At 59.9% G+C, this 25,473-nt stretch carries 25 protein-coding genes, 2 pseudogenes and 1 other annotated feature; of the genes and pseudogenes, 12 read left to right on the top strand and 15 right to left on the bottom strand.

All coding sequences use genetic code 11. The annotated features are described in order from the left end of the window. Positions 1-70: 70 nt before the first annotated feature. A protein-coding gene (locus ABQJ48_RS13530; protein WP_367838522.1) for an IS3 family transposase occupies positions 71-1,308 on the bottom strand; the annotation gives its coding sequence in 2 pieces (ribosomal slippage) (positions 71-1,017 and positions 1,017-1,308; 1,239 coding nt in all). Then, positions 911-1,027, bottom strand: a sequence feature (AL1L pseudoknot). (Overlaps the previous gene by 117 nt.) 353 nt (positions 1,309-1,661) lie before the next feature. Here ABQJ48_RS13530 and ABQJ48_RS13525 point away from each other — a divergent pair. The 3 genes from ABQJ48_RS13525 (at position 1,662) to ABQJ48_RS13515 (ending at position 4,725) form a co-directional block, all read left to right on the top strand. Then, positions 1,662-2,627: an acetaldehyde dehydrogenase (acetylating) gene (locus ABQJ48_RS13525; RefSeq protein ID WP_367838521.1), complete on the top strand. Its 966-nt coding sequence runs from the start codon at positions 1,662-1,664 to the stop codon at positions 2,625-2,627. Between the two features lie 19 nt (positions 2,628-2,646). Then, positions 2,647-3,690: a 4-hydroxy-2-oxovalerate aldolase gene (gene dmpG, locus ABQJ48_RS13520; protein WP_473094136.1), complete on the top strand. Its 1,044-nt coding sequence runs from the start codon at positions 2,647-2,649 to the stop codon at positions 3,688-3,690. Positions 3,691-3,768: 78 nt separating this feature from the next. Beyond that, positions 3,769-4,725: a transcriptional regulator GcvA gene (locus ABQJ48_RS13515; RefSeq protein ID WP_367838520.1), complete on the top strand. Its 957-nt coding sequence runs from the start codon at positions 3,769-3,771 to the stop codon at positions 4,723-4,725. Between the two features lie 55 nt (positions 4,726-4,780). Here the strand turns inward: ABQJ48_RS13515 and ABQJ48_RS13510 are convergent, their stop codons facing one another. The 11 genes from ABQJ48_RS13510 to ABQJ48_RS13460 form a co-directional block, all read right to left on the bottom strand. Beyond that, entirely contained in the window at positions 4,781-5,809 is a 1,029-nt protein-coding gene (locus ABQJ48_RS13510) for a branched-chain amino acid ABC transporter permease (protein ID WP_367838519.1), read from the bottom strand. 12 nt (positions 5,810-5,821) lie between these two features. Further along, positions 5,822-6,700, bottom strand: a complete 879-nt coding sequence (locus ABQJ48_RS13505; RefSeq protein ID WP_367838518.1) for a branched-chain amino acid ABC transporter permease — start codon at positions 6,698-6,700, stop codon at positions 5,822-5,824. Positions 6,701-6,714: 14 nt separating this feature from the next. Next, entirely contained in the window at positions 6,715-7,473 is a 759-nt protein-coding gene (locus ABQJ48_RS13500; RefSeq protein ID WP_367838517.1) for an ABC transporter ATP-binding protein, read from the bottom strand. Next, positions 7,473-8,243, bottom strand: coding sequence for an ABC transporter ATP-binding protein (locus ABQJ48_RS13495; RefSeq protein WP_367838516.1), 771 nt, complete (start codon positions 8,241-8,243; stop codon positions 7,473-7,475). Before ABQJ48_RS13495 ends, ABQJ48_RS13500 begins: the two co-directional genes overlap by 1 nt. Before the next feature lie 98 nt (positions 8,244-8,341). Further along, entirely contained in the window at positions 8,342-9,196 is an 855-nt protein-coding gene (locus tag ABQJ48_RS13490; protein ID WP_367838515.1) for a phytanoyl-CoA dioxygenase family protein, read from the bottom strand. A 61-nt stretch (positions 9,197-9,257) separates the two neighbouring features. Further along, positions 9,258-10,487: a CaiB/BaiF CoA transferase family protein gene (locus tag ABQJ48_RS13485; RefSeq protein ID WP_367838514.1), complete on the bottom strand. Its 1,230-nt coding sequence runs from the start codon at positions 10,485-10,487 to the stop codon at positions 9,258-9,260. 23 nt (positions 10,488-10,510) lie between these two features. After that, entirely contained in the window at positions 10,511-11,290 is a 780-nt protein-coding gene (locus tag ABQJ48_RS13480; RefSeq protein WP_367838513.1) for an enoyl-CoA hydratase/isomerase family protein, read from the bottom strand. Positions 11,291-11,368: 78 nt separating this feature from the next. Continuing rightward, positions 11,369-12,145 (bottom strand): SDR family NAD(P)-dependent oxidoreductase, encoded by a 777-nt coding sequence (locus ABQJ48_RS13475; protein WP_367838512.1) that lies wholly within the window; start codon positions 12,143-12,145, stop codon positions 11,369-11,371. A 56-nt stretch (positions 12,146-12,201) separates the two neighbouring features. After that, positions 12,202-13,119, bottom strand: coding sequence for an amidohydrolase family protein (locus ABQJ48_RS13470; RefSeq protein WP_367838511.1), 918 nt, complete (start codon positions 13,117-13,119; stop codon positions 12,202-12,204). A 62-nt stretch (positions 13,120-13,181) separates the two neighbouring features. Continuing rightward, positions 13,182-14,390 (bottom strand): ABC transporter substrate-binding protein, encoded by a 1,209-nt coding sequence (locus ABQJ48_RS13465; protein ID WP_367838510.1) that lies wholly within the window; start codon positions 14,388-14,390, stop codon positions 13,182-13,184. Between the two features lie 129 nt (positions 14,391-14,519). Then, positions 14,520-15,665 carry an alpha-hydroxy acid oxidase gene (locus ABQJ48_RS13460; RefSeq protein WP_367838509.1) on the bottom strand — a complete coding sequence of 382 codons (1,146 nt, stop codon included), beginning with the start codon at positions 15,663-15,665 and terminating at the stop codon, positions 14,520-14,522. 267 nt (positions 15,666-15,932) lie between these two features. On the opposite strand from ABQJ48_RS13460, the gene ABQJ48_RS37840 reads away from it, so the two are divergent. After that, a complete protein-coding gene (locus tag ABQJ48_RS37840; protein WP_473094135.1) occupies positions 15,933-16,214 on the top strand; it encodes a LysR family transcriptional regulator in 282 nt (93 codons plus the stop codon). On the opposite strand, the pseudogene ABQJ48_RS13450 reads toward ABQJ48_RS37840, so the two are convergent. Both ABQJ48_RS13450 and ABQJ48_RS13445 read right to left on the bottom strand, forming a co-directional pair. Beyond that, positions 16,138-16,848, bottom strand: a pseudogene (locus ABQJ48_RS13450) (IS6 family transposase). The gene ABQJ48_RS37840 and the pseudogene ABQJ48_RS13450 sit on opposite strands and share 77 nt — an antisense overlap. Positions 16,849-16,908: 60 nt before the next feature. Then, entirely contained in the window at positions 16,909-17,163 is a 255-nt protein-coding gene (locus tag ABQJ48_RS13445; RefSeq protein ID WP_367838508.1) for a reverse transcriptase N-terminal domain-containing protein, read from the bottom strand. Between the two features lie 31 nt (positions 17,164-17,194). On the opposite strand from ABQJ48_RS13445, the pseudogene ABQJ48_RS13440 reads away from it, so the two are divergent. Next, positions 17,195-17,326, top strand: a pseudogene (locus ABQJ48_RS13440) (IS6 family transposase); the annotation flags it as partial. Between the two features lie 110 nt (positions 17,327-17,436). Here the strand turns inward: ABQJ48_RS13440 and ABQJ48_RS13435 are convergent. Then, positions 17,437-18,210: a GntR family transcriptional regulator gene (locus tag ABQJ48_RS13435; protein ID WP_367838507.1), complete on the bottom strand. Its 774-nt coding sequence runs from the start codon at positions 18,208-18,210 to the stop codon at positions 17,437-17,439. A 171-nt stretch (positions 18,211-18,381) separates the two neighbouring features. Between ABQJ48_RS13435 and ABQJ48_RS13430 the strand changes: the two genes are divergently transcribed. Genes ABQJ48_RS13430 through ABQJ48_RS13400 form a run of 7 tightly spaced genes read left to right on the top strand, consistent with a single transcriptional unit; the run spans position 18,382 to position 25,181 of the window. Then, entirely contained in the window at positions 18,382-18,726 is a 345-nt protein-coding gene (locus ABQJ48_RS13430; RefSeq protein WP_367838506.1) for an NIPSNAP family protein, read from the top strand. 17 nt (positions 18,727-18,743) lie between these two features. After that, positions 18,744-19,883: a mandelate racemase/muconate lactonizing enzyme family protein gene (locus tag ABQJ48_RS13425; protein ID WP_367838505.1), complete on the top strand. Its 1,140-nt coding sequence runs from the start codon at positions 18,744-18,746 to the stop codon at positions 19,881-19,883. Next, positions 19,880-20,908 carry a hydroxyacid dehydrogenase gene (locus ABQJ48_RS13420; protein WP_367838504.1) on the top strand — a complete coding sequence of 343 codons (1,029 nt, stop codon included), beginning with the start codon at positions 19,880-19,882 and terminating at the stop codon, positions 20,906-20,908. Before ABQJ48_RS13425 ends, ABQJ48_RS13420 begins: the two co-directional genes overlap by 4 nt. Next, the gene (locus tag ABQJ48_RS13415; protein ID WP_367838503.1) at positions 20,905-22,059 is read left to right on the top strand and encodes a mandelate racemase/muconate lactonizing enzyme family protein; all 1,155 of its coding nucleotides are present in this window, start codon (positions 20,905-20,907) and stop codon (positions 22,057-22,059) included. Before ABQJ48_RS13420 ends, ABQJ48_RS13415 begins: the two co-directional genes overlap by 4 nt. Positions 22,060-22,107: 48 nt before the next feature. Further along, a complete protein-coding gene (locus ABQJ48_RS13410; protein WP_367838502.1) occupies positions 22,108-23,091 on the top strand; it encodes a Bug family tripartite tricarboxylate transporter substrate binding protein in 984 nt (327 codons plus the stop codon). Positions 23,092-23,132: 41 nt separating this feature from the next. After that, entirely contained in the window at positions 23,133-23,600 is a 468-nt protein-coding gene (locus ABQJ48_RS13405; RefSeq protein ID WP_367838501.1) for a tripartite tricarboxylate transporter TctB family protein, read from the top strand. A gap of 3 nt (positions 23,601-23,603) precedes the next feature. Next, the gene (locus ABQJ48_RS13400; RefSeq protein ID WP_367838500.1) at positions 23,604-25,181 is read left to right on the top strand and encodes a tripartite tricarboxylate transporter permease; all 1,578 of its coding nucleotides are present in this window, start codon (positions 23,604-23,606) and stop codon (positions 25,179-25,181) included. The last annotated feature ends 292 nt before the right edge of the window (positions 25,182-25,473 follow it).

Genomic DNA, 25,473 nt, shown 5'->3' with positions numbered 1-25,473 from the left:
GTTGAGGCACTCCCTTCGACTCGCCATATTGTCGCTTGAATCGCAGCGGAAATCGTGGAGGCCGGTTGGTTTAAGTTAATGCGGTGACGTCGGCGGCATTTCTGAATTGCCTGTAGTAGTTTGCCTCAGCCTCGGCAGGAGGGATATAGTCCAGCGGTTCCATCAACCGATGATGGTTGTACCAGGCCACCCATTCCAGTGTCGCAAGCTCGATGGATTCCCTCGTTTTCCACGGGGCGCGCCGATGAATCAGCTCCGTCTTGTACAGACCATTGATGGTTTCAGCCAGCGCGTTATCGTAGCTGTCGCCACGGCTGCCGACGGAAGGCTCGATGCCTGCTTCGGCCAGACGCTCGCTGTAGCGAATGCCGACGTATTGCGATCCTCTGTCCGAATGATGAATCAGTGTCCCGTCGTCGCCCGGTTGCCGCGCATACAGCGCCTGCTCAAGTGCGTCCAGAACGAAGTCCGTGGTCATCGACGAACTGACGCGCCAGCCAACGATACGGCGAGCAAACACGTCGATCACGAATGCGACGTAAAGCCAACCCTGCCATGTCGAGGCATAGGTGAAGTCCGACACCCAGAGCTGATTCGGTCGCTGCGCCTTGAATTGCCGGTTGACCCGGTCCAGCGGGCGAGGTGCGCTCGCATCGGCAATCGTCGTGCGAACCCGCTTGCCGCGAACCGCGCCACGCAGACCTTGCAGTTTCATCAGGCGCGCGACCGTACAGCGGGCTACCGAAATACCTTCCCGATTCATCTGCTTCCAGACCTTCCGCACGCCATAGACCTGCATGCTGGCCTGCCAGACGCGCTTGATCTCCGGTTGCAAAATCTCATCGCGTTTCGCGCGGGCGCAGCGTCTGGATGGATCTCGAAGCTGTGCCGCATGTCGCCGGTAGCCCGACGGGGCAATCCGCAAGACCTTGCAGATCGGCTCGACCCCGAAGGTGTCGCGATACTGATCAATGAAGGCCTTCAGGATTTGAAACGGCGGTCGAGCTCCGCCTGGGCGAAAAACGCGCTCGCTACCTTGAGAATCTCGTTGGCACGAAGCAGTTCCTTGACCTCGCGCTCCAGGGCCTTGAGGCGTTCGCGCTCCTCTGTGGTCACGCCATCGCGCTCACCTTGGTCAACCTGGTCACGCTTGACCCACTCATGCAACGTCTGCGGTGTGCAGCCGATCATTGGCGCAATCGATTCGACTGCCGCCCACATCGATGAATGTTCGCTACGCTGCTCGCGCACCAGGCGCACTGCACGCTCGCGCACTTCCGGGGAAAACTTGGTTGCCTTCTTGTTCATGGCTCCATTCTCTCAAGAGTTGGCGCCTCCACAAAATCCGGTGCGGTTCACGCTCGACATTTGCCTTTGCAAAGAGCAGCTCCGTTCTTTGCCGCGTATCGCGTTGCCCTGGCGTCGAGCGTGGACTCGACGCGACAGGCTTCCTGCGCTTTCGCAGTGGGCTTAGAAATACTTTATCCGCTCCGAAGAAAAACTCGCTTGTTGCGCTACCTGCTCGGGCCTAGTCTGCTGGACTAGGGGACAGATACGCCGTTGACCATGGTCGCGAATCAATCGAGGTTGGCGCGACGGAGATGGCTTCTCGCATGAGAGATACGTAATCCCGCTTCGCCATCCATTCTTTTGGGGAACACATGTCAAAAACAAAAGTCGCCATTATTGGTTCTGGAAATATCGGCACCGATCTGATGGTCAAGATCCGCAGGTACGGCCAGGATCTCGTTATGAGCGTGATGGTCGGCATCGATCCCGACTCGGACGGACTGGCCCGCGCCGCTCGCATGGGCGTGAGCACCACGTCGGCCGGCGTCGAAGGTCTCGTTCGCATGCCCGAGTTCAATGATATCGGCATCGTGCTCGATGCGACCAGCGCGTCGGCTCATATCAGGAACGAAGCATGCCTGAGAAGCCACAAGCCCGATATCCGTATCATCGATCTCACGCCGGCGGCTGTCGGTCCGTATTGTGTGCCGGTAGTCAATCTCGATACGCACGTGCATCACCCCAACCTCAATATGGTCACATGCGGCGGGCAAGCGACGATTCCTGTCATCTGGGCGGTCTCGCGCGTGACGCCAGTTCACTATGGCGAGATCGTCGCCTCGATCGCGAGCAAGTCGGCAGGACCGGGCACCCGGGCCAACATCGACGAATTTACCGAAACCACCTCACGAGCAATCGAAATAGTCGGTGGTGCGCGGCGGGGTAAAGCCATCATTATTCTCAACCCGGCCGAGCCGCCGCTGATTATGCGCGACACGGTATTTTGCCTCGCGGAGCCAGGTGACGACATCGCGCGCACCCAGGCCCGCATCGCGGATTCGATCGCGCAGACGGTTCGCGATGTACAGGCCTATGTGCCGGGCTACCGCCTCAATCAACAGGTGCAGTTCGCGTTGATCGATGCGGCGAAACCCGTCAACGTTCCGGGCATCGGACCGCTTTCCGGCCTGAAAGTCAGCGTATTTCTCGAAGTGGAAGGCGCCGCGCACTATCTGCCCGCCTACGCCGGAAATCTCGACATCATGACCAGCGCGGCACTCGCCACTGCGGAGCGCGTCGCGAGCGGCATTGCACGCACCGGCACGGCAATCGCATGACAGGAATGGGAAATCAATCGTGAAGCACAAAAAACTCTATATTTCCGACGTCACCTTGCGCGACGGCAGTCACGCTATTCGTCACCAATACAGCCTGAAGCAGGTCAGGGATATTGCCCGCGCTCTCGATGAGGCGAAAGTCGACTCCATCGAAGTCGCACACGGCGACGGCCTGGCAGGCTCGAGTTTCAATTACGGGTTCGGCGCGCATACGGATCTCGCCTGGATCGAGGCGGTGGCGGAAACCGTCAAACACGCAACGGTCGCTACCCTGCTTCTGCCAGGCGTCGGCACCGTGCACGACCTGAAGTCCGCCTACGCGGCAGGCGCGCGCGTGGTGCGCGTCGCCACTCACTGCACCGAGGCCGATGTCAGCAGGCAGCATATCGAAACGGCCAGAAATCTCGGTATGGACACCGTTGGCTTTCTGATGATGAGTCACATGAACACACCGCAGGGTCTCGCGCAACAGGCCAAGCTCATGGAGAAATATGGCGCGACTTGCATCTACGTAGTGGATTCGGGCGGGGCGCTCAGCATGAACGACGTGCGCGAAAGATTCATTGCGTTCAAGGACGTACTCGAGCCCGAGACGGTGACCGGCATGCACGCTCATCATAATCTGAGCCTTGGGGTCGCGAACTCGATTGTGGCGGTCGAAGAAGGATGCCTGCGCGTCGATGCAAGTCTGGCAGGCATGGGTGCCGGCGCCGGCAACGCGCCGATCGAGGTGTTCATTGCCGCCGCCGAGCGGCTCGGCTGGAATCACGGCTGCGACCTTTACAAGCTGATGGACGCTGCCGACGACATCGTGCGCCCGCTGCAGGACCGGCCAGTCCGCGTCGACCGCGAGACATTGGCGCTCGGCTATGCGGGCGTGTACTCTTCCTTCCTGCGGCACGCCGAGTCCGCCGCCGCGACGTATGGTCTGAAAACCGTCGATATCCTCGTGGAATTGGGCCGCCGCCGCATGGTCGGAGGGCAGGAAGACATGATCGTCGACGTCGCACTCGACCTGCTGAAGCACGGCCCGGTTTCGGGGGACCCGCGCCCATCCGCCTGAGGCGGAGCCCGCTTCGTTTCTCCAGACGTTACGTGCTGCGATTGCGTGCTGCGCCGCGCGCTTTACTGCATATGCATTATGATAATGTCACGCTTGGAACGAAACGAAGAGATGATTTCAATGTCACGGCCGCTCCCTCCTCTTAACGCGCTTAGAGCGTTTGAAGTCGCCGCCCGGCATCTCAGTTTTACGCGAGCGGGGGAGGAGCTTTGCGTGACCGCTGCGGCCGTCGGCCAGCAGATCAAGCTCCTTGAAGATGCACTGGGTTTTCCGCTGTTTCACCGCAGGCCGAAATCGCTTGAATTGACCGATGCGGGCAAAGGCTATCTTCCTGCAATCCAAGGTGCTTTCCAGCAGATCGCCGAAGCAACGCATCTGCTTCATCAAAAACGGAAACGGCCGACACTGAAGATCAGCATGCCGCCTACGTTCGCGGTGAAATGGTTTTTGCCTCGCCTTGAGCGGCTGCTGAAGGCATGCCCCGACTTCGACACGAAAGTCACGACATCCGCCGAGCCTATCGATTTCGCCAGGGTCGATTTCGACCTCGCCATCCGGTTCGGCAAGGGCGTCTATCCGGGTTTCCATTCCGAGCGATGCCTTTCCGTCGAGGTTTTCCCTGTCTGTAGCCGCGCGCTACTGGAAGGGGAACATCCTCTGCGCACGCCCGAGGACCTGAAACATCACACTCTGCTGCACGACGAAAGCACGTACAGCGACGGCAGCACCAACCCGGACTGGGCCACCTGGCTGCGCTCGGCTGGCGTGGAAGGCGTGGATGCCACCCGCGGCCCATCCTTTTCGCCCAGCCATCTGGTCATCAACGCAGCGATTGACGGGCGTGGTGTGGCATTGGTCAAGAACAGCTGGGTAACGGACGACCTCGCTAGCGGAGTTCTGGTCAGGCCGTTTGAGCGCAGCCTGCCGGTCGAGTTTGCGTACTACGTCATTTACCCCGAGTCACGGATGGCCGACACTTCGATTCTCCAGTTCGTGGCCTGGCTCCATCACGAGGTCGCGGCAGACAACAGCTAGTCTTGTGTGCCGCCGAGCCGAACAATCCCGCGCTGGGCGCAGTCCCCGTCTGCCTTCACCGTCGCTGCGGCTCCTGCATGGACAGCTTCGAGCGCTGCGCGCGCCCGCGCCTGGTGTTGCCATGCAAGCGCCGCATCAGCGCAGCGCCTTCGCCTACTATCCCGCGCCTGAATGCCAGCACGCAGACCACGAAGAGAAAGCCGGTGACGATAGTGACCGACTCGCCGAGCGACCTGAGCCAGTCGATATTTGTCAGCATCGATAGCCAGTTGCCGAGACTGTCCAGTTTGTTCTGAAGTGCGACGATGAGCACCGCGCCGATGATCGGACCGTCCATCGTGCCGACCCCGCCGATCAGCGTCATCAGCAGCACGAGACCCGAGGTGCCCCAATGCACGTCTGTTAGCGTTTCCAAACCCAGCACTTCCGCCTGCAATGCGCCAGCAAGACCCGACAACGCAGCGGAAAGAACAAACGCGAGCAGCTTGTACCGGTCGACGTCATAACCCAGCGAGATGGCACGCGGCTCGTTCTCTTTGACGGCCTTCAAAACCTTGCCGAACGGCGAATGCACAATCCGAAAGATCAACGCGAAGGCGCCTGCCGTGAACGCCAGCACCACGTAATAATAAATCGTGTCGTTCGACAGGTCTATCAGGCCGAGAAAATGTCCGCGCGGCACACCCTGCATGCCCTCTTCTCCACCGGTTGCAGGCGCATGCAGGCACGCGAAATACACCAGTTGGGCGAGTGCCAGCGTAATCATCGTGAAATAGATGCCCTGCCGGCGGATCGCCAGCACGCCCATTACAGCGCCAATCGCGGCCGCGCCGCCGACCGCCGCGAGCAGTGCCGCTTCGAGCGGCCAACCCCTCGGGCCGACCAGATAGCCGAACACATAACCGGCGACCCCGAAAAATGCAGCATGACCAAAAGACAGCAGGCCTGCAAATCCGAGCAACAGATTGAACGCGCACGCAAATAACGCGAAACACAGCATTTTCATCAGTAGCACAGGATAAACTACCGCCGGCGCGGCCAACGCGATTGCCAGCATGATCGCGTACTTGAACTTCATATCCATTTCGCGCCTCTCCTAGTTTCTTTTTCCGAACAGGCCTGCAGGCCGGAAAATCAGCACAATCGCCATGACGATAAACACCACCACATCTGATAACGGCGGGTAGACAAGACGTGTCAGACCCTCGATCACGCCCAGACCGAGTCCCGTCACGATGGCGCCAACGATCGAGCCCATTCCGCCGATAACGACGACCGCAAAAACAATAACGATGAGGTTCGAGCCCATCAACGGAGAGACCTGGACCACCGGCGCCGCGAGCACACCGGAAAACGCTGCCAGCAATGCACCGAATCCGTAGGTGAGCGTCACCATGCGGGGCACGTTGATACCGAACGCTTGCACCAGCTTGGGGTTCTCCGTGCCCGCGCGCAAACGGCCACCGAGGCGCGTTTTCTCGATCAGGAACCAGCTGCCGAAGCAAACGAACAGGGATGCAGCGACAACCCATGCACGGTAGACCGGCAGGATCATGAAGCCGATATCGAATACGCCAGACAGTGACGGCGGAACCGCGTAGCGCTCTCCAGACACGCCATAGACCGACCGGAACAGCCCTTCCACCATGAGCGAGAGACCGAACGTCAGCAGCAACCCGTAAAGCGGATCGAGCTTGTTGAGCCGCCGTAACAGCACACGCTCCACGATCATCCCCAAAGCGGCCACAAGTATTGGCGCGACGAACAACATTGTCCAATAGCCCACACCCACATAATTGAGACCCATCCATGCCACGAACGCGCCCAGCATATACAACGCCCCGTGCGCAAAGTTGATGACATTCAGCAGCCCGAAGATAACTGCAAGTCCCAACGCGAGTACTACGTAAAACGAGCCATTCACCAGTCCAAGGAGCAACTGGCTCAAAATCACCGGTAGCGGCATGCCGAACATATTCGTCCTTTCATTTATACGCCGAGTAATGTGTGCAACGCGGATATCTTCGACGGAAGATCCGACGCATCAAACGACTCCACGATCTCCCCGTGCTCCATGACGTAGAACCGGTCGGTCAACGGCGCCGCGAAGCGGAAGTTCTGCTCCACCAGCAAAATGGTGTAGCCAGCACACTTGAGCGTGACGATCATTCGCGCGAGCGCTTGCACGATAACCGGCGCCAAACCCTCGGAGATTTCGTCGAGCAACAGCAGTCTCGCGCCAGTGCGAAGGATCCGCGCAACCGCCAGCATCTGCTGCTCGCCACCGGAGAGAAGCGTTCCCCGGCTCGCTCTTCTCTCCGCGAGGTTCGGGAACATTGCGTAGATTTCCTCGAGCGTCATGCCCGCATGGACTTTGGAAAGCGGCGGTGGCAACATCACGTTCTCTTCTGTCGACAGTCCCGAGAAGATGCCTCGTTCCTCCGGGCAATAGCCGACGCCCAGATGTGCAATGCTGTAGGTCGGAAGATTGATTGCCTCCGTGCCGTTGATCCGGATCGAACCCTCGCGAGCTCCCGTCAGCCCCATGATGGCCCGCAGCAGCGTGGTGCGACCAGCGCCATTACGTCCAAGCAGCGCGACCACTTCGCCATGCTTCACCTGCATGCGGACGTTATGCAGGATGTGCGACTCAGCGTACCAGGCATCGAGATTCGATACGTCGAGCGCATAGTCCGAAACTCGAGTCGCACCGCGCGATGCGGCCGAACGGACATCGATATCCAGCATCAGTGCACCCCCAAGAGCGTCTGTGGGCCGCTCCCCATATAAGCTTCAATCACGCGCTCGTCCGCGGAAACTTCGGCATAGGTGCCTTCGGCCAGCACGCTGCCGCGTTGCAGCACCGAGATCCTGTCGCAAATGCCCGCGACGACCGTGAGATTGTGTTCGACCATCAGGATCGTGCGGTCCGCAGAAATTTTTTTGACCAGCTCGGCAATCCGGTCCACGTCTTCGTGTCCCATTCCCTGGGTCGGCTCGTCCAGAAGCATCAGTTCCGGGTCCATGGCGAGGGTCGTCGCAATTTCGAGCGCACGCTTGCGGCCGTACGGCAAATCAGCGGCGATATCGTGCGCGAACGCGACCAGATTCACCGACGCAAGCAGGTCCATGGCGCGATCGTTCAGACAAGCGATGCTGCGTTCGCTGCGCCAGAAATGAAACGACGTGCCGAGCGCGCGCTGCAAGCCAATGCGCACGTTGTCGAGAACCGACAGATGCGGGAAGACCGCGGAGATCTGAAACGAGCGAATGACGCCTTGTCGAGCGACCTGCGCGGGTGTGGCAGCCGTGATGTCGCGCCCTTTGAATACAATTGCGCCGGAGCTCGGGGTAAGGAATTTGGTCAGTAAATTGAAGAACGTCGTTTTGCCGGCGCCGTTCGGACCGATCAGGGCATGAATATGTCCGCGCCGGACCTTGACGCTGACATCATTCACGGCAGTAAATCCGTTGAAATGCCGGGTCAGGTTTCGCGTCTCGAGAATGATGTCGACCACTGGTTGCTCCAGTTGTTCGTTTATACCGTGTGGCGTCGGCGACGTCGCCCCGTTGCGCTGCATTGCGTTGCGTTTAGACGCCGCCTGCGGCGGACCGGCTATTGCGCCGGTGCGGTCGCGCGCTTGCCCGCTTCGGCCGCGCCTGCATACAGAATCTGCAGCTGCATATCGACAGCAGCGGCGTGGCGCGCCATCGCGTCCGGATGAAAGTCGGATTCCGGCGCCGGCGCGAGGACGAAATTACCGTGCCTGTCTTCGCCGCGCACCAACGTCGCGCTGTCGGGCAAACCAGTAGTCTGGTAAGCGTGCGCGGGGATATAGCGGATCGCAAAGCCGACTCGGGGAAAGTCGGCTTTGTTAGGCTCGGAGCCGTGAAAGAGCCGCACATTGTGAATCGACGCTTCGCCCGGCTGCAGGATGACGTCCACCACATCGTCTTCGTTGACCTCGACAGCGATTTCCTGGCCACGGGTCAGGAAATTGTTTTCGTCGAAGGTATCGATATGCGGCACCTGCGTTTTATGACTGCCGGGCACCACGCGCAGACAGCCGTTCTCGACCACGCTTGGCGTCAGCGCGAGCCATACGGTCAGCACTTCGTTGGTCGACATGCCGTAGTAGGTGGAGTCCTGATGCCAGGACACGAAGCGCGGATCGTGGGGCTTCTTGGCAAAGAACTGCGAGTTCCAGCACAGAATGTCCGGACCGAGAATATCTTCGACCGCGTCGAGGATTGTCGGATGGCGTACGAGTTCCGCAAGCCAGGTCACCAGCATGTGCGAGTTGTGCAACTGATTGTTGTTGCGCGACATCTTCGCGCCATAGCGCTCCTGCAGATCCATGAAGCGCGTAAGAAGATTGCCCGCATCGGCCGGCGTCATAGCCTTCACCGGAAAATGCACCCCTTCTTCCTTATAACGGTCGATCTCCGTCTGGCTCAATAGTTTTGGCATACGTCCTCCTAATTAATTCAAACAGGTACCCATCCACATCGCTGACCGCGCAACGCGTTTTTCAGGTCGTCAACGCGGCCGCCTCCTCCACGACGCCGTCAGCCACGAAAGCGTCGATTTCGTCATCGGTATAGTTGTATTCGCGCAGCAGTTCACGCGTGTGTTCGCCGAGCAACGGCGACGGACGAGTGATCTGCGTCGGTGTTTCCGAAAAGTGGACCGGGCAGCCCAGCGCGCGCGTCGGTCCGGCCTGCGGATGCACCAGGTTGACCACCATGTTGCGCGCCAGCGTTTGCGGATGCTCGAGCGCTTCTTCCACCGTATGCACGGGACCGACCGGCACACCCGCCTTATCGAAAGCCGCGATCCATTCGTCGCGGGTACGCGTGACAAGAACGCCCGTCATCTCGGCAACCAGCACCTCGAGATTTTCCATTCGCGCCATATTGGTGGCGAACCGGGGATCGGCTCGCCATTGCGGACGCTCAAGCACATCGGCAATACGCTCCCAATTCGCCTGATTTGCCCCACCGATGTTGATCCATCCGTCGCTTGCACGAAACGCCTGATACGGTGCGGTCAGCAGATGAGCCGAACCCGTCGGACCGGCCGACTTGCCGGTGGCAAAGTAGATCGCCGCATGCCAGTACATTTGCTGGAGTGCCGCCTCGATCAGCGAGGTGTCGACGATTTGCCCCTGGCCGGTCTTCAGCTTATGCGCGTAGGCGGCCGCGATGCCGACCACGCTAAGCACGCCGGCATTGATATCCGCGATCGAATTACCGGTTTTGGCCGGCGGTCTGCCGAGCTCGCCGGTTACCGACATGAGGCCGGAGAAGCCTTGCGCCACCAGGTCGAAGCCGCCTTTATCTCCGTATGGCCCGTCCCGTCCATAGCCCGAGATCGCGCAATAGATCAGGCCGCTATTGATTTTGGACAGTACGTCGTATCCAAGCCCGAACTTCTCGAGCGTGCCGCGCCGGTAGTTTTCGATCAACACGTCTGTGTCGGCCACCATTCGCTTCAGGATCTCTTTGCCTTGCGCGTGCTTCAGGTTGACAGCCACGCCGCGCTTGTTCCGGTTCAGCACCATGAAGGCCGCCGACACGCCGTTCACGCGCGGTTCGCCATAGCCACGCGAGTCGTCGCCGCCAGGCAGCTTTTCGACCTTGATGACGTCAGCGCCCATATCCGCCAGCATCATTCCGCAGGTGGGCCCCGCCATGATCTGGGCCAGCTCTAGCACCCGCATTCCGGCAAGCGGTCCGGGGTGTGAGGAATTCGTTGTCATGGTTTCCTTCGTTCCATTAGGGGTTATCTACCGACAAAGTCGGGACGCTGCTTGGCGAGAAACGCCCGATAGCCGATGCGAAAGTCCTCCGTGTCGAAGCAGACGAAGCATTCGTCGTATTCGGCATCGGAGATGGCCACGGGCGCCGCCAAACGGCGCACGAATTTCTTGTGCCAGCGCGCGGCCAGGGGCGCCCCTTCCGCCACCCGCTGCGCCGTTGCCCACGCTTCCTCTGCGACCCGGTCGTCGGCGACCACGCGCGACACCAGTCGCTTCTCTTTTGCCTCGGCGGCGCCGAACACACGGCCCTCCAGCAGGATTTCTAGTCCGACATCGGGACCCGTGAGGCGGATCATCGGCGCCATCTCCGCGTACGCTTCGACCAACCCGAGGTTTTTTACCGGCGCGCCGAAGCGGCTCGACTCCCCGCAGATGCGGATGTCGCATAGCGCGGCGAGCACCAGGCCGCCGCCAACGCACACGCCGTGAATCTGCGCGACGATCGGATGACGGCAGTTTTCCATCGCGGCGACCGCTGCGTGAACCACACGGCCGTATTCAGCGGCACGAGCCTTGTCGCATCGATCGGTTTCAAACTCCGAGATATCGGCCCCGGCGCTGAACGCCTTGTCACCCGCGCCACGCACGATGATGCAGCGCAAAGAATCGTCGGACGACAACGCGGTAAAGGCCACGTCGATCGCTTTCCACATTGGCTTTGATACCGCGTTAAGCCTTTCGGGCCGGTTGAGCACGACCGTCGCCACTGCTCCGCTGCGTTCGACCTTGATGAAATCAGACATACCAGCTCCTCTGAAGACGGATCACGAGGCAATGACTGATGCACGTTCAGTTCATCGCCGCCACAGAATGCGTAGTCGCTAGACGACCGGACGGCCGCCGTCAACCATCAACGTGCTTGCGGTTATATACGAAGCCTCGTCCGACGCCAGCCAAAGAATCGGATAGGCAACCTCGCGCGGATCGGCCCAACGTCGCATCAGGCAACCGTCGATGTCAGCGGTACGCAAATCTTCAGCCGACTGCCCGTTGGCTTGCGCCTTCGCGACATGAAACGGCGTCAACGTGAAGCCTGGACATACGGCGTTGGCACGGATACCGTTAGATGTCTCCTCGAACGCGAGCGTCCGGGTCAAGGCCAGGATCGCAGCCTTCGTAGCATCGTATTGGCCCATGCGGGGCCGGCCGGTCACCGCATACGTCGAAGAAATATTGATGATGCTGCCTTGCCGAGCTGCGCGCATCGCCGCGATCACCGCCTTCGACATGAACGCATAACTCAGCAGGTTGACGCCGAGAATGTCCTGCCAGGATTGCTCCGATGCTTCCGCAAGTGGCAAGTATTTGCGGATGCCTGCGTTGTTCACGAGTACATCGATGCGCCCGAACTCGTCGAGTGTCTTTGCTGCGATATCCGCGGCCGATATCTCGTTAGCGACGTCGGCAATCACCGTGAGGACGGTTGCGCCGGGAACGGTGTCGCGGATCCTCGCCGCCGCGTCATCGAGTGCGGCTCCGTCGCGATCCACGAGTACGACTTTGCCGCCCTCCTCGCAGAAAAGCGTTGCCGTCGCTGAGCCGATCCCGCCTGCGGCGCCGGTCACGATGGCGACCTTGTCTTCAATTCGATTGCCCACTGCCATTCACTCCAATGTGAAAAAATCCCGTTTCAGCAGTCGTCGCGCGCGATTGTTTACGCGTCGATCCTGTAAAACCTGGCGGCGTTGCTGCAGAAGAATCGATCGAGATCGCTCTCCGAAAAATCGCTGAGAATAGTCAGGAGTCCGTCGACGATCGTTTCATAGGAAGCGCGCAACGTGGAAACCGGCCAGTTGCTACCGAACATACAGCGCTCGATGCCGAAGATCTCAATCGCCTCCCGCACCACTTGCCGGTTCCCTTCGATACTCCACGGCGCAGCAGGCAAACCCAGTTCGGAGACCTTCAGCCACACATTGGGATGGGCAGCGACCGCCTCCATGCCGCTGCGCCACGCGGCGATCCCTTCCGGGCTGCGGTCCCATGGAAATCCAGTGTGGTTCAACACGATCGCCGTCGCTGGGAAGTCGCGCGCCACGGCCGCCGCCTCGTGCAGATGCCAGCACGGCACGCGCAGGTCCCATGAAAGCCCGTACTTTTCCAGCAGAGCAAATCCCCGTATCCATCGTTCGTCCTGCATCGAGCCCGGTCGCCCCGGCGACATCTCTTCCCGGCTCGGCGCGCAGACCGGCTTCGAGCGAACGCCGCGGAACAATGGCGATTCAAGATGCGCGAGCAACCGTTCTTCGCATTCGGGCTGATCGAACCAGACGTGACCGACGATGGCACTCGGCAATCCCGTGGTGCGATTCAATTCGGTCAGCCAGCGCGTTTCCCCGACCTGATCGGTACGCTCGCGCTCCGCTTCGATATGCACGGTCCCGACGACCGTGAACTTTGCCGATGCGGCGCGGTAATCATCCGGCAGATAGTTGCGGTCGCGAAGTGCGGAGTAGTCCGAAAGAAAAAAATGCGGATCGACCGCCGTCGACAGCCACGGATAGTGTGCGAACTCGAGATCCCAAAAGTGGTGATGGGCGTCTAGAATCCGCTGTTGACGCAAACGAATCATGTGGCACTCTCCGAAAATGAACGCGTGCTAGATCGCGATGCGAGCGTGGTCGCGCTGCTGGCTCACTTCCACAACGCGCACTTCGATTCGCCCTTGGAGATGAAGGCCTGATCGCCCGGAATCGTCTGCACCCACTTTTCGTAATCCCACGGATACCTGGACTCGGCCGGGGTTTTGACACGCATCAGATACATGTCGTGCACCATGCTGCCGTCGGGACGGATCACGCCATTGGTCGTGAAGAAGTCGTCGATCTTCGTTGCTCGCAGTTTCGCCAACACCTTGTCGGGATCGGTGCCCACCTGGCGGACCGCATTCAGATAGTTCGACGCCGCCGACGCGTCTCCCGCCTGAAACATGCCGGGCATCTTTTTCACCGTGGCAAAGTAACGGCGCGCCCATTTGCGCGATGCGTCGCTCTGATCCCAATACCATGCGTCGGTGAAATACATGTTCTGGGCGAGATCCAGTCCGAGCGAATTGATCTGACTGATCGGCATGACGATGCCCGCCAGCTTCATCGTCCTGTTGATCTGAAACTCGTGCGCGCCCTTGATCGCGTTGACGAAATCCGTACCGGAATTGGCGAGCCCGAGGACTTCAGCCTTCGAAGCCTGTGCTTGCAAAAGAAACGACGAGAAGTCCGATGCCCCTAGCGGATGTCGCGCCTCGCCGATAACTTTCCCGCCATTGGCCTTGATGGTCGCCGCCGCTTCTTTTTCTAGCGAAATACCGAATGCGAGGTCAGCCGTCAGAAAGTACCAGGACTTGCCGCCTTGCTTGACGAGTGCCGCACCCGTGCCCCGCGCGACTGCGGCGGTGTCGAATACATACTGGATGGTGTACGGATTGCATTCCTCGTTGGTCAGCTGCATCGTGCCGGAACCGACGGAGATAAAGACTTTTTTCTTTTGAGCGGCAATGCCCGCCATCGCAAGCGTAGCCGAAGAGTTGGTTCCGCCCACCAACAAGTCGATCCCCTGAACGTCGAACCATTCGCGCGCCTTGCTGGCCGCAATATCAGCCTTGTTCTGGTGGTCTGCCACGAGCAGTTCGATCTTCTTTCCGTTGACGCTGCCACCCGCATCCGCGATCGCCATCTTGATCGCTTCGACGCCGCCGGGGCCATCGAGGTCCGCATAGTCGCCCGACAGGTCGGTGATAAAGCCGATCTTGATGGTATTTCCCGCTGCAGCGGCGTAACTCGAACAACCAGCGGCCAGCAACGTGAAACTCGCAATAGCGAGTGCTTTTTTCAATTCTGTTTTCATTACTGCTATCTCCTGATTTTTTCGGTGCGTATCATTTTTGTGCTGCTCGCATCGTCTGCCGGACCTCTTGATCGGGTCGGCCAGTTGTCCTTCCGCTACTCGCCTACCTTAAGAATGCCTGACTCCGTTTCAATAGGTGCCTGCAACCAGGATGCTGGAATCTACGGCCTTTACGTCGTCAAGGCCGGCAAAGGCCAGCGTGAGATCCAGATCCTGGCGGATGATTTCAAGGCAACGCGTGACGCCGCTTTCACCGCGCGCGGCCAGTCCATAAAGAAACGATCGGCCGATATATCCCGCCTTCGCTCCCAGTGCGAGCGCTTTGAGCAGATCCTGACCGGAGCGGATTCCACCGTCGATATGAACCTCGGTCTTGCTCCCGACAGCATCGACGATGGCCGGCAGCGCCGATATGGTGGACGGCACGTGGTCCATCTGCCGCCCCCCATGGTTCGACACGACAATCGCGTCCGCGCCGCTGTCGACAGCGAGTCGCGCATCATCCGCGCACATGATTCCTTTAATGATCAATTTGCCCGGCCAGCGTCGCCTGATCCATTTCACGTCGTCCCAGGATAGCGTCGGATCGAATTGCTGCGACACCCACGAGGACATCGACGTAATGTCCTTGACGTTCGCCGCATGCCCGACGATATTGCCGAACGTGCGGCGCCTGGTCCCTGCCATATCCAAACACCATCGCGGCTTCGACAACAGGCCGGCGAGATTGGACAGGTTCATTTTTGGGGGCACCGACAGTCCGTTTCTGATCTCCTTGATTCGCACGCCGTGAAACTGCAAATCGACGGTTACTACAAGCGCCGCACATTTTGCGGCCGCGGCGCGCTCGATCAGGCGAACCATGAAGTTCCGGTCTCGCATCACATATAGCTGGAACCAGAAGGGTGCGGACGTGTGTTCCGCAATGTCTTCGATCGAGCAGACGCTCATTGTCGATAGAACGAATGGGATGCCGAACTTCTCGGCCGCTCTTGCACCTAATATTTCGCCGTCCGCCCGTTGCATGCCGGCAATGCCAGTGGGCGCGATCGCCAGGGGCATCGTCACTTCCTGGCCGGCCATTCGCGTTTTCAGATTGCGACGTTCGACGTTGACAGCAACGCGCTGCCTGAATTTCATGCGACCGAAGTCCGCTGTATTGGCGCGATACGTCGACTCGGACCAGGAGCCGGAATCGACGTATTCGTAGAACATCCGCGGCACCCTCTTCTTGGCGAGCACGCGCAAGTCTTCTATGGTGGCAATGACAGTCATGTTCTCAACTGTGGCGTGGTCAGCATGGCATCCCTACAGAACAGGTTGAAAACGAGTTTAGGGTTCGCCAATAGTCCGGTCAACGCACTATTTCTAACAGCGGGGAAAAGAAAACCTTTGGCCACTTGCCGCCCGCGGGCTCCATCGTTCTGGCCGGCGCCGGCGCCGGCGCAAGCGTTTGCGAGTTCGCGATTCGCGCTGCATTTGACATGCGCGGGTGCCGCCATATGCTTGAGATAATCTCAAGCATATGCCAGAATCCCCGCGATGGACCGATTGCCCCCTCTCACCGCCGTACGTGCCTTCGAGGCAGTGGGGCGACGCCTGAGCATCACTGTCGCCGCAGACGAACTTCATGTCACGCCGGGTGCCGTGAGCCGCCAGATCCGATCGCTAGAAGACGCGCTGGGCGTTCAGTGGTTCTGTCGCGGAAAGGAAAGCGGGTCAAGCAATGGGATATGCGAAGGATACCTTACGAAACCAACGAGTAAAATAGCTGGGCGGCAGACAGCGAAGTTCTGCCCGAACATTTCACCTGCCCTTTCTTGATCATGTGCATCAATTCGATGCCACTCAGAATGACGCGCGCGCAGTTGAAATCCTTGAACCCGAGCATCGGTCGGGTTCGTCGTTTGATGGCTCGATGGTCCTGCTCCACGATGTTGTTCAAATACTTGATCTGACGAACCTTGATGGACGTCTCGCGCTCGGCGTTTACCGCGTTAAGCGCGGCCAGATTGGCGCCGCTTTTGTCGATGGTTACAGTCTCGGGCGAGCCGTTCTGTCCAATTGCCTTTTCGAAGAAGCGCCGCGCAGCAGCCTTGTCCCGCTTGGCCCGGAACAGAAAATCGATGGTGTTGCCCGCCTTATCCACTGCCCGGTAAAGGTACTTCAACGCGCCCTTGACTTTGATATAGGTTTCGTCAACACGCCAGCTCTTGCCGACCGGACGCTTGTGCTGACGAAATGTCTTTTCGAACAGTGGCACCACCTTGATGACCCAGCGATGCACCGTCGAATGATCGACACAAATGTCGCGCTCGGCCATCATTTCCTCGAGATTGCGAAGACTCAGCGAGTAGGCAACGTATCATCGCACGCACAGCAGAATTACTTCAAGCGGACAGTGCAGCCGCTTCAGAACCTTGGCGATGTCCGGAGCAAGCGTCGTTCGTGGCGTCATTGTCTTTTTCATCGTGTGGACAGAGCGTTTTCGTTCGCCTCGAATTTTACCGCGCCCGCGTTAATGCGACAGAGCCTTCTTACCTCGATTTTCCGTCACTCGCTTCACGGCCAACATCTTGCCGCTATGTGAGCGGGTCAGCAGATGTTGCATGGCTTTCATATTGCCCCATCGGCCTTCCCGGACTGCCTTGGCGATACGCATCTGAAGCCGCTTCACCTCCGCCTCGATATGTGACCAGTTTGCCTGTTCCCACATAGGTGCGGCGTGCGAGGGTGCACCAGTGTCCGACACCTTCGTATCGTTCGCCGTCATCTGCTCTCCCTCGTACAACGGTTAGTCAAGATTCTCTCGTTTCCGGTGTGCGCGCATCATCCTGTCCGGCATCGAGATCGCGCATATGATCCGCAAGGGACAGATGTGTGACGATGACGTTGCTTCGACTGCTGCCGAGCAGTTCTATTCTCTCTCGATGTAAGCAGTCCTCTTCAACATAGGTCCTTGCTCACCTTATCCTTCTTAACGCGACACAACCTTACGAAGCGCCGGTCGCTGCGGCTCGTTCGTTGCCACTAGTCGACGCCGGACTCAGCTGATCTGTAGCGGACGGCTGTTGGGCGGAATATAAAGGTCCTGAAAATACACGACCTCGCCACGTCGGTCGTATGCGAAGATTTCCAGTACGGCACCCGAAGTCCCCGCCTTCAGACGCAAGGCCTTGCACACGTATGCCGGGAAGACCCGTACCGCAAGTTGCTCGCTGAACTTCGTGAGTGGGTGATGAAACTCGCGAGCAAGCAAATCCTTGAAATTCGCGCCGTTCAGTTTTTCCGTATCGAGGGTCGCCAGTTCGGGAAACACGTCGGCGTCGAAGTACAGGTGGGTGTAGATCGTGAATTCATTGGCAATCGAAAACAGCCGCTCAACGCACATCGGCCTCGCAGCCAGCAAACGCGTAGACCAGAGGCCGCGCTCTTTCACCGCGCGCCGCCGCACGACTTTGGAAAAGATCGGCAACAGCTGACCCGTCGCTTCGTCAATGAATCGGCAGTGCTGAAACGGCGCATGCATCATGGTCGATCCATCCGCGACGAAAGTGCCTGTACCGTGCTTGCGCACCAGCTTGCCCTCGTCGACGAGCATGCGCAGTGAGCGTTGCACGGTGCCAAGACTCAGCTCCATCATGTCCGCAAGCGCATCTTCCGGAGGAAGCTTTGCGCCGGACTCCAGCCGGCCGCTCGCGATCTCGTCGGACAGATAGTTACGCAGCAGCAGATATTTCGGCACTCCGTTTTGCTGCGGCAATCGCAGCGCCGGAACCGTCGTTTGATCGTTGATGTTGTCCATATCCGTCTCTTTCATGCGCCCAACCGTCAGCGGGCATTGCCCACTTTACTGGGCGCATCAGATTCCCGGGAGCCTGGTGATTACCCTCGATTGACATCGCATCACCGGCTCCATAGTATGTCCTATATAGGACTATAGCTCTATAGTTCTCTGGATTATAGCAAAGTCACGCCCTGGAGACGACGGATGATCATTGAAGAGCGCATCTATACCTGCTACTGCGGCAAAGCCCAGCAGTACGTGCGGATGTATCAGGAAGAAGGCCTTGCCATCCAGCGGCCGATTCTCGGCAATCTGGTGGGCTATTTCACCAGCGAACTCGGCGTGCTGAATCAGGTGGTCCATCTGTGGGCCTACGAAGACCTCCAGGACCGCGCCGCGCGCCGCTCACGACTCCTCGCGCATCCTGACTGGAGGGCATACGCCGCGAAAGTCCAGCCGCTCGTGCTCAATCAGGAAAACAAGATTCTCATCCCTGCGCCGTTCTCGCCGTGGTCGAATGGCGCACCCTACCCGTCAGTCAATCAGTAACGTTCGAACACGCAACCATGAAGATTACAGAAGTCATCGCCCATCAGTTGCTCGTCAATGTCGACGAGCCGTTCACATCGTCCCGCGGATGGATCTATAAGACCAAGGGCGCGCTGGTCGTCGAGATCCGCACCGACGACGGAGTCGTCGGCTGGGGCGATTGCTACGGGCCAGCGGCCGTCAACCGGTCCATCGTCGAATCTCTGCTGCGGCCCTCGCTGATCGGACGCGACCCGTTCGACGTCGAAGTGCTGTGGGAGGAGCTGTATAACAAGGTCAAGGACTACGGCCTGAGCGGCATGACCATTTCGTCTATCAGCGGCGTCGATATCGCGCTGTGGGACATCATCGGCAAGGCTACCGGGCAGCCCATCCACAAGCTGATCGGCGGCAGCTTCCGGAATTCGTTGCAGGCGTACGCAACCGGGCTGTACTTCAGGAACATGGACCGCCTCAACGAAGAAGCGGTCGAAGAGGCGCTCGGCTACAAGTCGCAAGGCTTCAAGGCGATCAAGATGAAGATCGGCCTCGGCTCGCTGAAAAAGGATATCGAGCGCGTGGCAGCCGTGCGCGATGCAATCGGCTCGGACATCGCGCTCATGGTCGACGCCAACCATTGCTTCAACGTTCCGCAAGCGATCAATATCGGCCGCGAGCTGGAAAAGCTGGACGTGCATTGGTTCGAAGAACCCATTTCCCCCGAAGACCTGGATGGCTATGTCGAAGTGTCGCGAAGTCTCGACATGGCCATCGCCGGCGGCGAAAACGAATTCACCAAATTCGGCTTCCGCCGAATCCTCGAACGGCGCGCGATGGACATCGTGCAACCCGACGTCTGCGCAGCGGGCGGCATCACCGAATGCAAGAAGATCGCTGCGCTCGCGCAGGCAAATTCGGTTCAATGCGTACCGCACGCATGGGGCACGGCGATCGGCCTCGCAGCCACGATGCACTTCCTCGCATCGCTACCATTCACACCTCCTTGCCTGGTGCCGACGCCACCCATGCTCGAATACGAACAGACGTTCAACCCGTTCCGCGATGAACTGAGCTCGGCTGACCTGACGCATCGCGAAGGCATGGTCAAGGTGCCGACGGGCGCCGGCCTCGGCATTGAAATCAATCGCGAAGTGCTCGAACGCTACAAAATCGCATGAACATGACCGCGCCCAATCTGCCTGTCGTCCTGTGCACGCTGCCGCTCGATGCTGCGGGACTCTCGCTGCTCGAAGGCGTTGCGCAAGTGGTGGTCGCGCCCGACCCGTCGGCCGACACGTTGCGGAAAATGATAGGCGGCGCCGACGTGCTGGTCGTGCGCACGCAACTGCCCGCCGATCTGTTCGAACAGCCGAACCGGCTTCGCGGCGTAGTGCGCAACGGCACCGGCCTCGATTTCATTCCCGTAGCATCAGCGAGCTCGCATGGCATTCCCGTCGCGAACGTGCCGGGCGCCAACGCGCAGGCTGTCGTCGAATACTGTATCGGCGGATTCCTGCTGCTGTCACGCCGCTTTGCAGAGATGGACAGCGGATTGCGCCGGGACGGCTGGACCGCGGCGCGCGCGCTGTCTGCGAGCACGTCGGAGCTGTCGGGAAAGACAGTCGGCATCGTCGGCGTGGGAACGATCGGTGCGTCACTCGCACACGCCTGCCACTATGGTTTCGGGATGCGCGTGATTGGCTCGCAGCCGCGCCTCGACGCACTGCCGGCCTTCGTCGAGCCCGTGGATATCGACACTCTGTTTGCGCGCAGCGATTTCATTTCGCTGAACTGCCCGCTCACCGACGTGACCCGTCATCTCGTCAACGCCCAACGCCTCGAACTGATGAAGCCGCATGCGGTGCTCGTCAACGCGTCGCGCGGTGCTGTGATCGACGATGCCGCACTCGTCGACGCGCTATGCCGGCGCGCGATCAAGGGTGCAATGCTCGACGTGTTCACCGAGCAACCTTTGCCGACCGGCCATCCGTTCCACCAACTCGACAATGTCGTGCTCACGCCGCACGCCGCTGCGCTCACGCAGGAGAGCTCGGCGCGCATGAGTCTGGGTGCGGCACGCCAGGTCGTGCAGTTGCTGAAGGGCGAGCGGCCCGAACATCTGGTCAACCCCGAGGTCTGGGGCAAGCATTTTGCACGCTCCGATGCGGGCAGCGCGGTAACTGATTCCGGAGTGTCCGTATGAGCCAATTCGACGCAAACCTCCGCATCGAGCGGATCCACGCTTATGCCGCGTCAGTGCCCGTCAAAAACGGCGTGACGCTCGGCATCGGCCGCGCGGTGAAGCGTGACTGCGTGATCGTCAAGGTCGAGACGGTCGGTGGTGTGACGGGCTGGGGCGAGGCGCATCATGGGCGTTGCCCGGGCGCCATCGCGCACCTGATCAACACGACGCTGAGCCAGCTCGTCGTCGGCATGGATGCCGCCGATGTGGTCGGCGTCTGGTCGCGCATCTACTCCCGCCAGCTCGCCAGTCACGGCATGGCCGGCGCGGCTGCGCTGGCGATGAGCGGCATTGACCTCGCCCTGTGGGACATTCGTGGCAAGGCCGTCGGCTGGCCGGTCTACAAGCTGCTTGGCGGATCGCGCAGCCCGATCCGGGCGTACGCGGGCGGCATCTCGCTCGGCTTCCAGCCTGCCGAGGAACTCGTCGAGGAGGCACGCGCACTCGTCGCGCAAGGCTATCGCGCCCTCAAGCTGCGCTTCGGCGATACCGTACGGCGCGATGTCGAACGACTGGAAGCGGTGCGCAAAGCATTCGGCGACGACATCGATATCATGGTCGACGCGAATACGGGCTACAGCATGGACGACGTGCGTCTCGCGATGCCCGCGCTCGAAGCGAATCGCGTCCTGTGGCTCGAAGAGCCGTTCCCGCCGCACGATCACCGAAGCTACCGGGAAGCGAGCCAGTTCGGACACGTTCCGCTTGCCGCCGGCGAAAACCACTTTACGCGCTTCGAGTTCAATCGCGTGATCGAAGATGGCGTGATTCGTATCTTGCAACCGGATCTTTCGAAGACGGGCGGGATCACCGAAGGGGTTCGCATTGCCGCAATGGCATCGGCGTACAAGCTGCGAATCCATCCGCACACATCCGCAAGCGGGCTCAACATGGCGGCCAGCATCCACATGCTGAGCGCGATCGACAACGGCGGTTTCTTCGAAGCCGACGTGGCGCGCGAAAACGCGTTCCGCGACAGCCTGACGAATCGCCCCGACCGCCTCGACGCCAACGGCTGCGTGGTGGTTAGCGACGCGCCGGGACTGGGAATCGAATTGGACGAAGCGTTTCTTGCGGCTCATCCGGTAATCGACGGTCCCGCGTACGTTTAAGAGTCGCGACATCGACCGGCCAATATCAGATAAAAACAGGAGACAAACATGCAATTCCTTCGGCGCGCTTTCGCTGCATTCGCTGCATTGGCACTTTCCACGCTCTGCGCGACGTCCGTCGCGCATGCGGACACTTTTCCCGACAAACCGATCCGCATCATCGTGCCGTACGTACCGGGCGGCTCGACGGATTTGCTTGCACGCGTCGTCGCGAAGCAATTGACCGCGCAATGGGGGCAGCCCGTTATCGTTGAGAATCACCCGGGAGCCAACGGGATCATCGGTGCCGATCTGGTCGCAAAGGCACCTGCCGATGGCTACGTGATCGGCATTGCGTCTCCCGGCACGCACGCGGCCAACGCGAGCCTCTACACGCATCTGCCCTACGACACGGTCAGGAGCTTCACGCCGATCACGTTAGCCGTGAACGCGCCGCTCGTGCTGGTTGCGCATCCGTCGTTGCAGGTCAAGACCGTGCAGGAGTTGATCGCGAAGGCGAAAGCCAATCCTGGAAAGATCAGCTATGCATCGGGCGGCATCGGCTCATCGCAGCATCTGGCGATGGAACTGTTCGATCACATGGCCGATCTTTCAATGACGCATGTGCCGTACAAGGGTTCGGCGAACTCGTACACGGATCTGCTGGGCGGCCGCGTGAAAGTCGAATTCGATGCCTTCACGGCTGCCATGCCGTACATCAAATCCGGCCAGTTGATCGCACTCGGCGTCGCGGCCTCCAAACGCGTGCCCGCCTTCCCGAACCTGCCGACCGTGGCCGAGTCCGGTGTTCCGGGTTTCGAGGCGTCGTCGTGGTACGGTTTCGTCGCCCCCGCGAATCTGCAGAAGGAGGTGCTCGCGAAGCTGAACGCCGGCATTGTCAAGGCACTGCAGACGCCGGCCGCTCACGACACGCTGACCGACGTCGGCCTCGTCGTGGTTGGCAATACGCCCGACCAGTTCGCGCAGTTCATCAAGGACCAGATGGCGCTGGCGGGCAAGGTCGTCAAATGGGCTGCGATCAAGCCGCAATAACACGCATTCGGCCTAAACAGCAACCGCAGGAGGAAACAGACATGCAAGGTCTGCACAACCCACGCACTCGCGACTATGTCGGTGGCGCGTTGATGTTTCTGCTGGGCATGGCGGCGACGGTGCGCGGTACAAGCTACGGTGTCGGCGACCTTGCCGATATGGGACCAGGCTTCATCCCCGCCGCGATCGGCGTCATTCTCGCCATGACGGGCATCGCGATCGCGTTCACGGGCCAGTCGGCGGGCGCGGCATCGCGCGCAAGGGGCGATGCCGCGCCGCAATGGCGCGGATGGATCTGCATCGTGCTTGGCATCGCCCTCTTCATCGTTTGTGCCGCCTACATTGGGCTGTTGCCCGCGACCTTCGCGATTGTCTTCGTATCGGCGCTGGGCGACCAACGCAACATGGTGAAAAACGCTTTCTGGCTGGCGATTGCGGTCTGCGTCGTGTGCGTGATCGTGTTCTGGTGGGGATTGAAGATCCAGTTGCCGCTCGTTCATTGGGGTTGAGACATGCTTTATCAATCGTTGGTGGATCTATGGCAGGGGTTCGGGGTTGCGCTCGAACCGCACAACCTGATGTGGTCGTTTTTCGGCGTGCTGGTCGGCAACCTGATCGGTGTGCTGCCCGGCATGGGGGCGCTGTCGGCCATCTCGATGCTGCTGCCGCTCACCTATGCGCTGCATCCCATTCCTGCGATCCTGATGCTGGCCGGCATCTTCTACGGGTCCCAGTATGGCGGTGCGATCGGAGCGATTCTGCTGAACCTGCCCTGCCACCCGCCGCATGCCGTCACCTGCCTCGACGGCTATCCGATGACCCGGCAAGGCCGCGGCGGAGCGGCGCTCGGCATTACGATGATCGCGTCGTTCTTTGCTGCGTCGTTCGGCATCATGGTCATGGTGTTCGCGTCGCCCGTACTCGTTCGCTTCGCATTTCAGTTCGGCCCGACTGACATCTTTTCGATCATGCTGCTCGGCCTGCTGGTCGGCGCGACGATGAGCAAGGGCTCGAAGCTCAAGGGCGTCGCCATGACCGCGGTCGGGCTATTGGTCGGCGTGGCGGGCACCGATGTCAACACGGGCGTGGCACGCTTCACATTCGGGTTTACAGAGCTCTCCGACAAAGTGGAACTCGTCGCACTCGCCATGGGACTATTCGGAGTCGGCGAGTTCCTGCGCGGCGTCAACCGGATGGATGTAGTGGGAAGCGCCGCCAAGGTAAGGTTGCGCGACATGCGGCCCGATCGCCAGGATCTCAAGCGCGCCTTCTTTCCGATGCTGCGCGGTACGATCATCGGCAGCCTGTTCGGCGCCCTGCCCGGCACTGGGCCGACCATTACGACCTTCATTGCGTACGCGTTCGAAAAGAAAATATCGAAGACGCCGGAGCGCTTCGGACATGGTGCGCTGGAAGGCGTCGCCGCGCCGGAGGCGGCATCGCACTCGAAGACTCAGGTCGATTTCATTCCGACCATGAGTCTGGGGATTCCGGGCGATGCCGTCATGGCGCTGCTGCTCGGCGCATTGCTGATCCAGGGCATTCAGCCTGGACCGCAGCTTATTACCGAACACGCGGATCTTTTCTGGGGATTGATCGCCAGCTTCTGGGTCGGCAACGTGCTGTTGATACTGCTGAACGTTCCACTGATCGGTGTCTGGGTCAAGCTACTGCGCGTACCGTATCGTTACCTCTTTCCAACGGCGCTGTTTTTTATTGCGGTGGGGGTCTACAGCACTAACAATAGCCTTTTCGAAGTGGGCGAAGTACTCGTGTTCGGCGTAGCGGGTGCAATCTTCCTGGCACTCGACTTTCCCATTGCGCCGATTCTTCTTGGTTATGTCCTGGGTCCGATGGCCGAAGAAGATTTCCGTCGCTCTCTTTTGCTGTCGCATGGGGACCTTGCCGTCTTCGTGCACAAGCCGATCAGCGCAGCGTTCCTCGGCGTTTTCCTGCTGCTGATACTCGCGCAGCTTGCACTGGCGCTGCGTCGAAGCTGGACCAGCAGGAAGCAGCGTGAAGAAAGCAGACTACGAAATTCGTTGAACGGGACCGAACCCCTGCACACGCACTCGTCGACTCGTGGCTGAAGCGGGCGGAATTCGGTCCATTCGCCAACTCGATGACATCAGCCGCCGAGAAGCGACGCCGCTTTGCGTGAGCCGGGGCCACCCGGCTCACGATCTCGCGGCATCAGAAGCGATGCCGCATGCCAATTCGCAGGACGCCCTGATGGTTTGAATCCGACGGTGTGATCGTCTAGGGAAGGTCTGCAAAAGTCCTGGCGTCGACGTACGGGTGGACTATCCTGGGAGATAGGAAAGTTTAGGGGTATCTTCGATGACGCAACTTGGTCTTGGTCTGGATCTGTCAACGAAACGT

Origin of the sequence: Paraburkholderia suaedae (assembly GCF_040812055.1) — a bacterium.
Lineage (GTDB): Bacteria > Pseudomonadota > Gammaproteobacteria > Burkholderiales > Burkholderiaceae > Paraburkholderia.
Note: the sequence above shows the minus strand (reverse complement) of the source record. Positions and strands in the feature narration are given on the sequence as shown.

Coding starts and splice junctions, on each gene's coding strand:
- ABQJ48_RS13420 (WP_367838504.1), top strand. CDS start 19,880: ATGAACATGACCGCGCCCAATCTGCCTGTCGTCCTGTGCACGCTGCCG.
- ABQJ48_RS13490 (WP_367838515.1), bottom strand. CDS start 9,196: ATGCCAAAACTATTGAGCCAGACGGAGATCGACCGTTATAAGGAAGAA.
- ABQJ48_RS13425 (WP_367838505.1), top strand. CDS start 18,744: ATGAAGATTACAGAAGTCATCGCCCATCAGTTGCTCGTCAATGTCGAC.
- ABQJ48_RS13445 (WP_367838508.1), bottom strand. CDS start 17,163: ATGACGGCGAACGATACGAAGGTGTCGGACACTGGTGCACCCTCGCAC.
- ABQJ48_RS13515 (WP_367838520.1), top strand. CDS start 3,769: ATGATAATGTCACGCTTGGAACGAAACGAAGAGATGATTTCAATGTCA.
- ABQJ48_RS13410 (WP_367838502.1), top strand. CDS start 22,108: ATGCAATTCCTTCGGCGCGCTTTCGCTGCATTCGCTGCATTGGCACTT.
- ABQJ48_RS13460 (WP_367838509.1), bottom strand. CDS start 15,665: ATGACTGTCATTGCCACCATAGAAGACTTGCGCGTGCTCGCCAAGAAG.
- ABQJ48_RS13470 (WP_367838511.1), bottom strand. CDS start 13,119: ATGATTCGTTTGCGTCAACAGCGGATTCTAGACGCCCATCACCACTTT.
- ABQJ48_RS13400 (WP_367838500.1), top strand. CDS start 23,604: ATGCTTTATCAATCGTTGGTGGATCTATGGCAGGGGTTCGGGGTTGCG.
- ABQJ48_RS13500 (WP_367838517.1), bottom strand. CDS start 7,473: ATGCTGGATATCGATGTCCGTTCGGCCGCATCGCGCGGTGCGACTCGA.
- ABQJ48_RS13405 (WP_367838501.1), top strand. CDS start 23,133: ATGCAAGGTCTGCACAACCCACGCACTCGCGACTATGTCGGTGGCGCG.
- ABQJ48_RS13435 (WP_367838507.1), bottom strand. CDS start 18,210: ATGAAAGAGACGGATATGGACAACATCAACGATCAAACGACGGTTCCG.
- ABQJ48_RS13505 (WP_367838518.1), bottom strand. CDS start 6,700: ATGTTCGGCATGCCGCTACCGGTGATTTTGAGCCAGTTGCTCCTTGGA.
- ABQJ48_RS13510 (WP_367838519.1), bottom strand. CDS start 5,809: ATGGATATGAAGTTCAAGTACGCGATCATGCTGGCAATCGCGTTGGCC.
- ABQJ48_RS13430 (WP_367838506.1), top strand. CDS start 18,382: ATGATCATTGAAGAGCGCATCTATACCTGCTACTGCGGCAAAGCCCAG.
- ABQJ48_RS13480 (WP_367838513.1), bottom strand. CDS start 11,290: ATGTCTGATTTCATCAAGGTCGAACGCAGCGGAGCAGTGGCGACGGTC.
- ABQJ48_RS13415 (WP_367838503.1), top strand. CDS start 20,905: ATGAGCCAATTCGACGCAAACCTCCGCATCGAGCGGATCCACGCTTAT.
- ABQJ48_RS37840 (WP_473094135.1), top strand. CDS start 15,933: ATGGACCGATTGCCCCCTCTCACCGCCGTACGTGCCTTCGAGGCAGTG.
- ABQJ48_RS13525 (WP_367838521.1), top strand. CDS start 1,662: ATGTCAAAAACAAAAGTCGCCATTATTGGTTCTGGAAATATCGGCACC.
- ABQJ48_RS13465 (WP_367838510.1), bottom strand. CDS start 14,390: ATGAAAACAGAATTGAAAAAAGCACTCGCTATTGCGAGTTTCACGTTG.
- ABQJ48_RS13485 (WP_367838514.1), bottom strand. CDS start 10,487: ATGACAACGAATTCCTCACACCCCGGACCGCTTGCCGGAATGCGGGTG.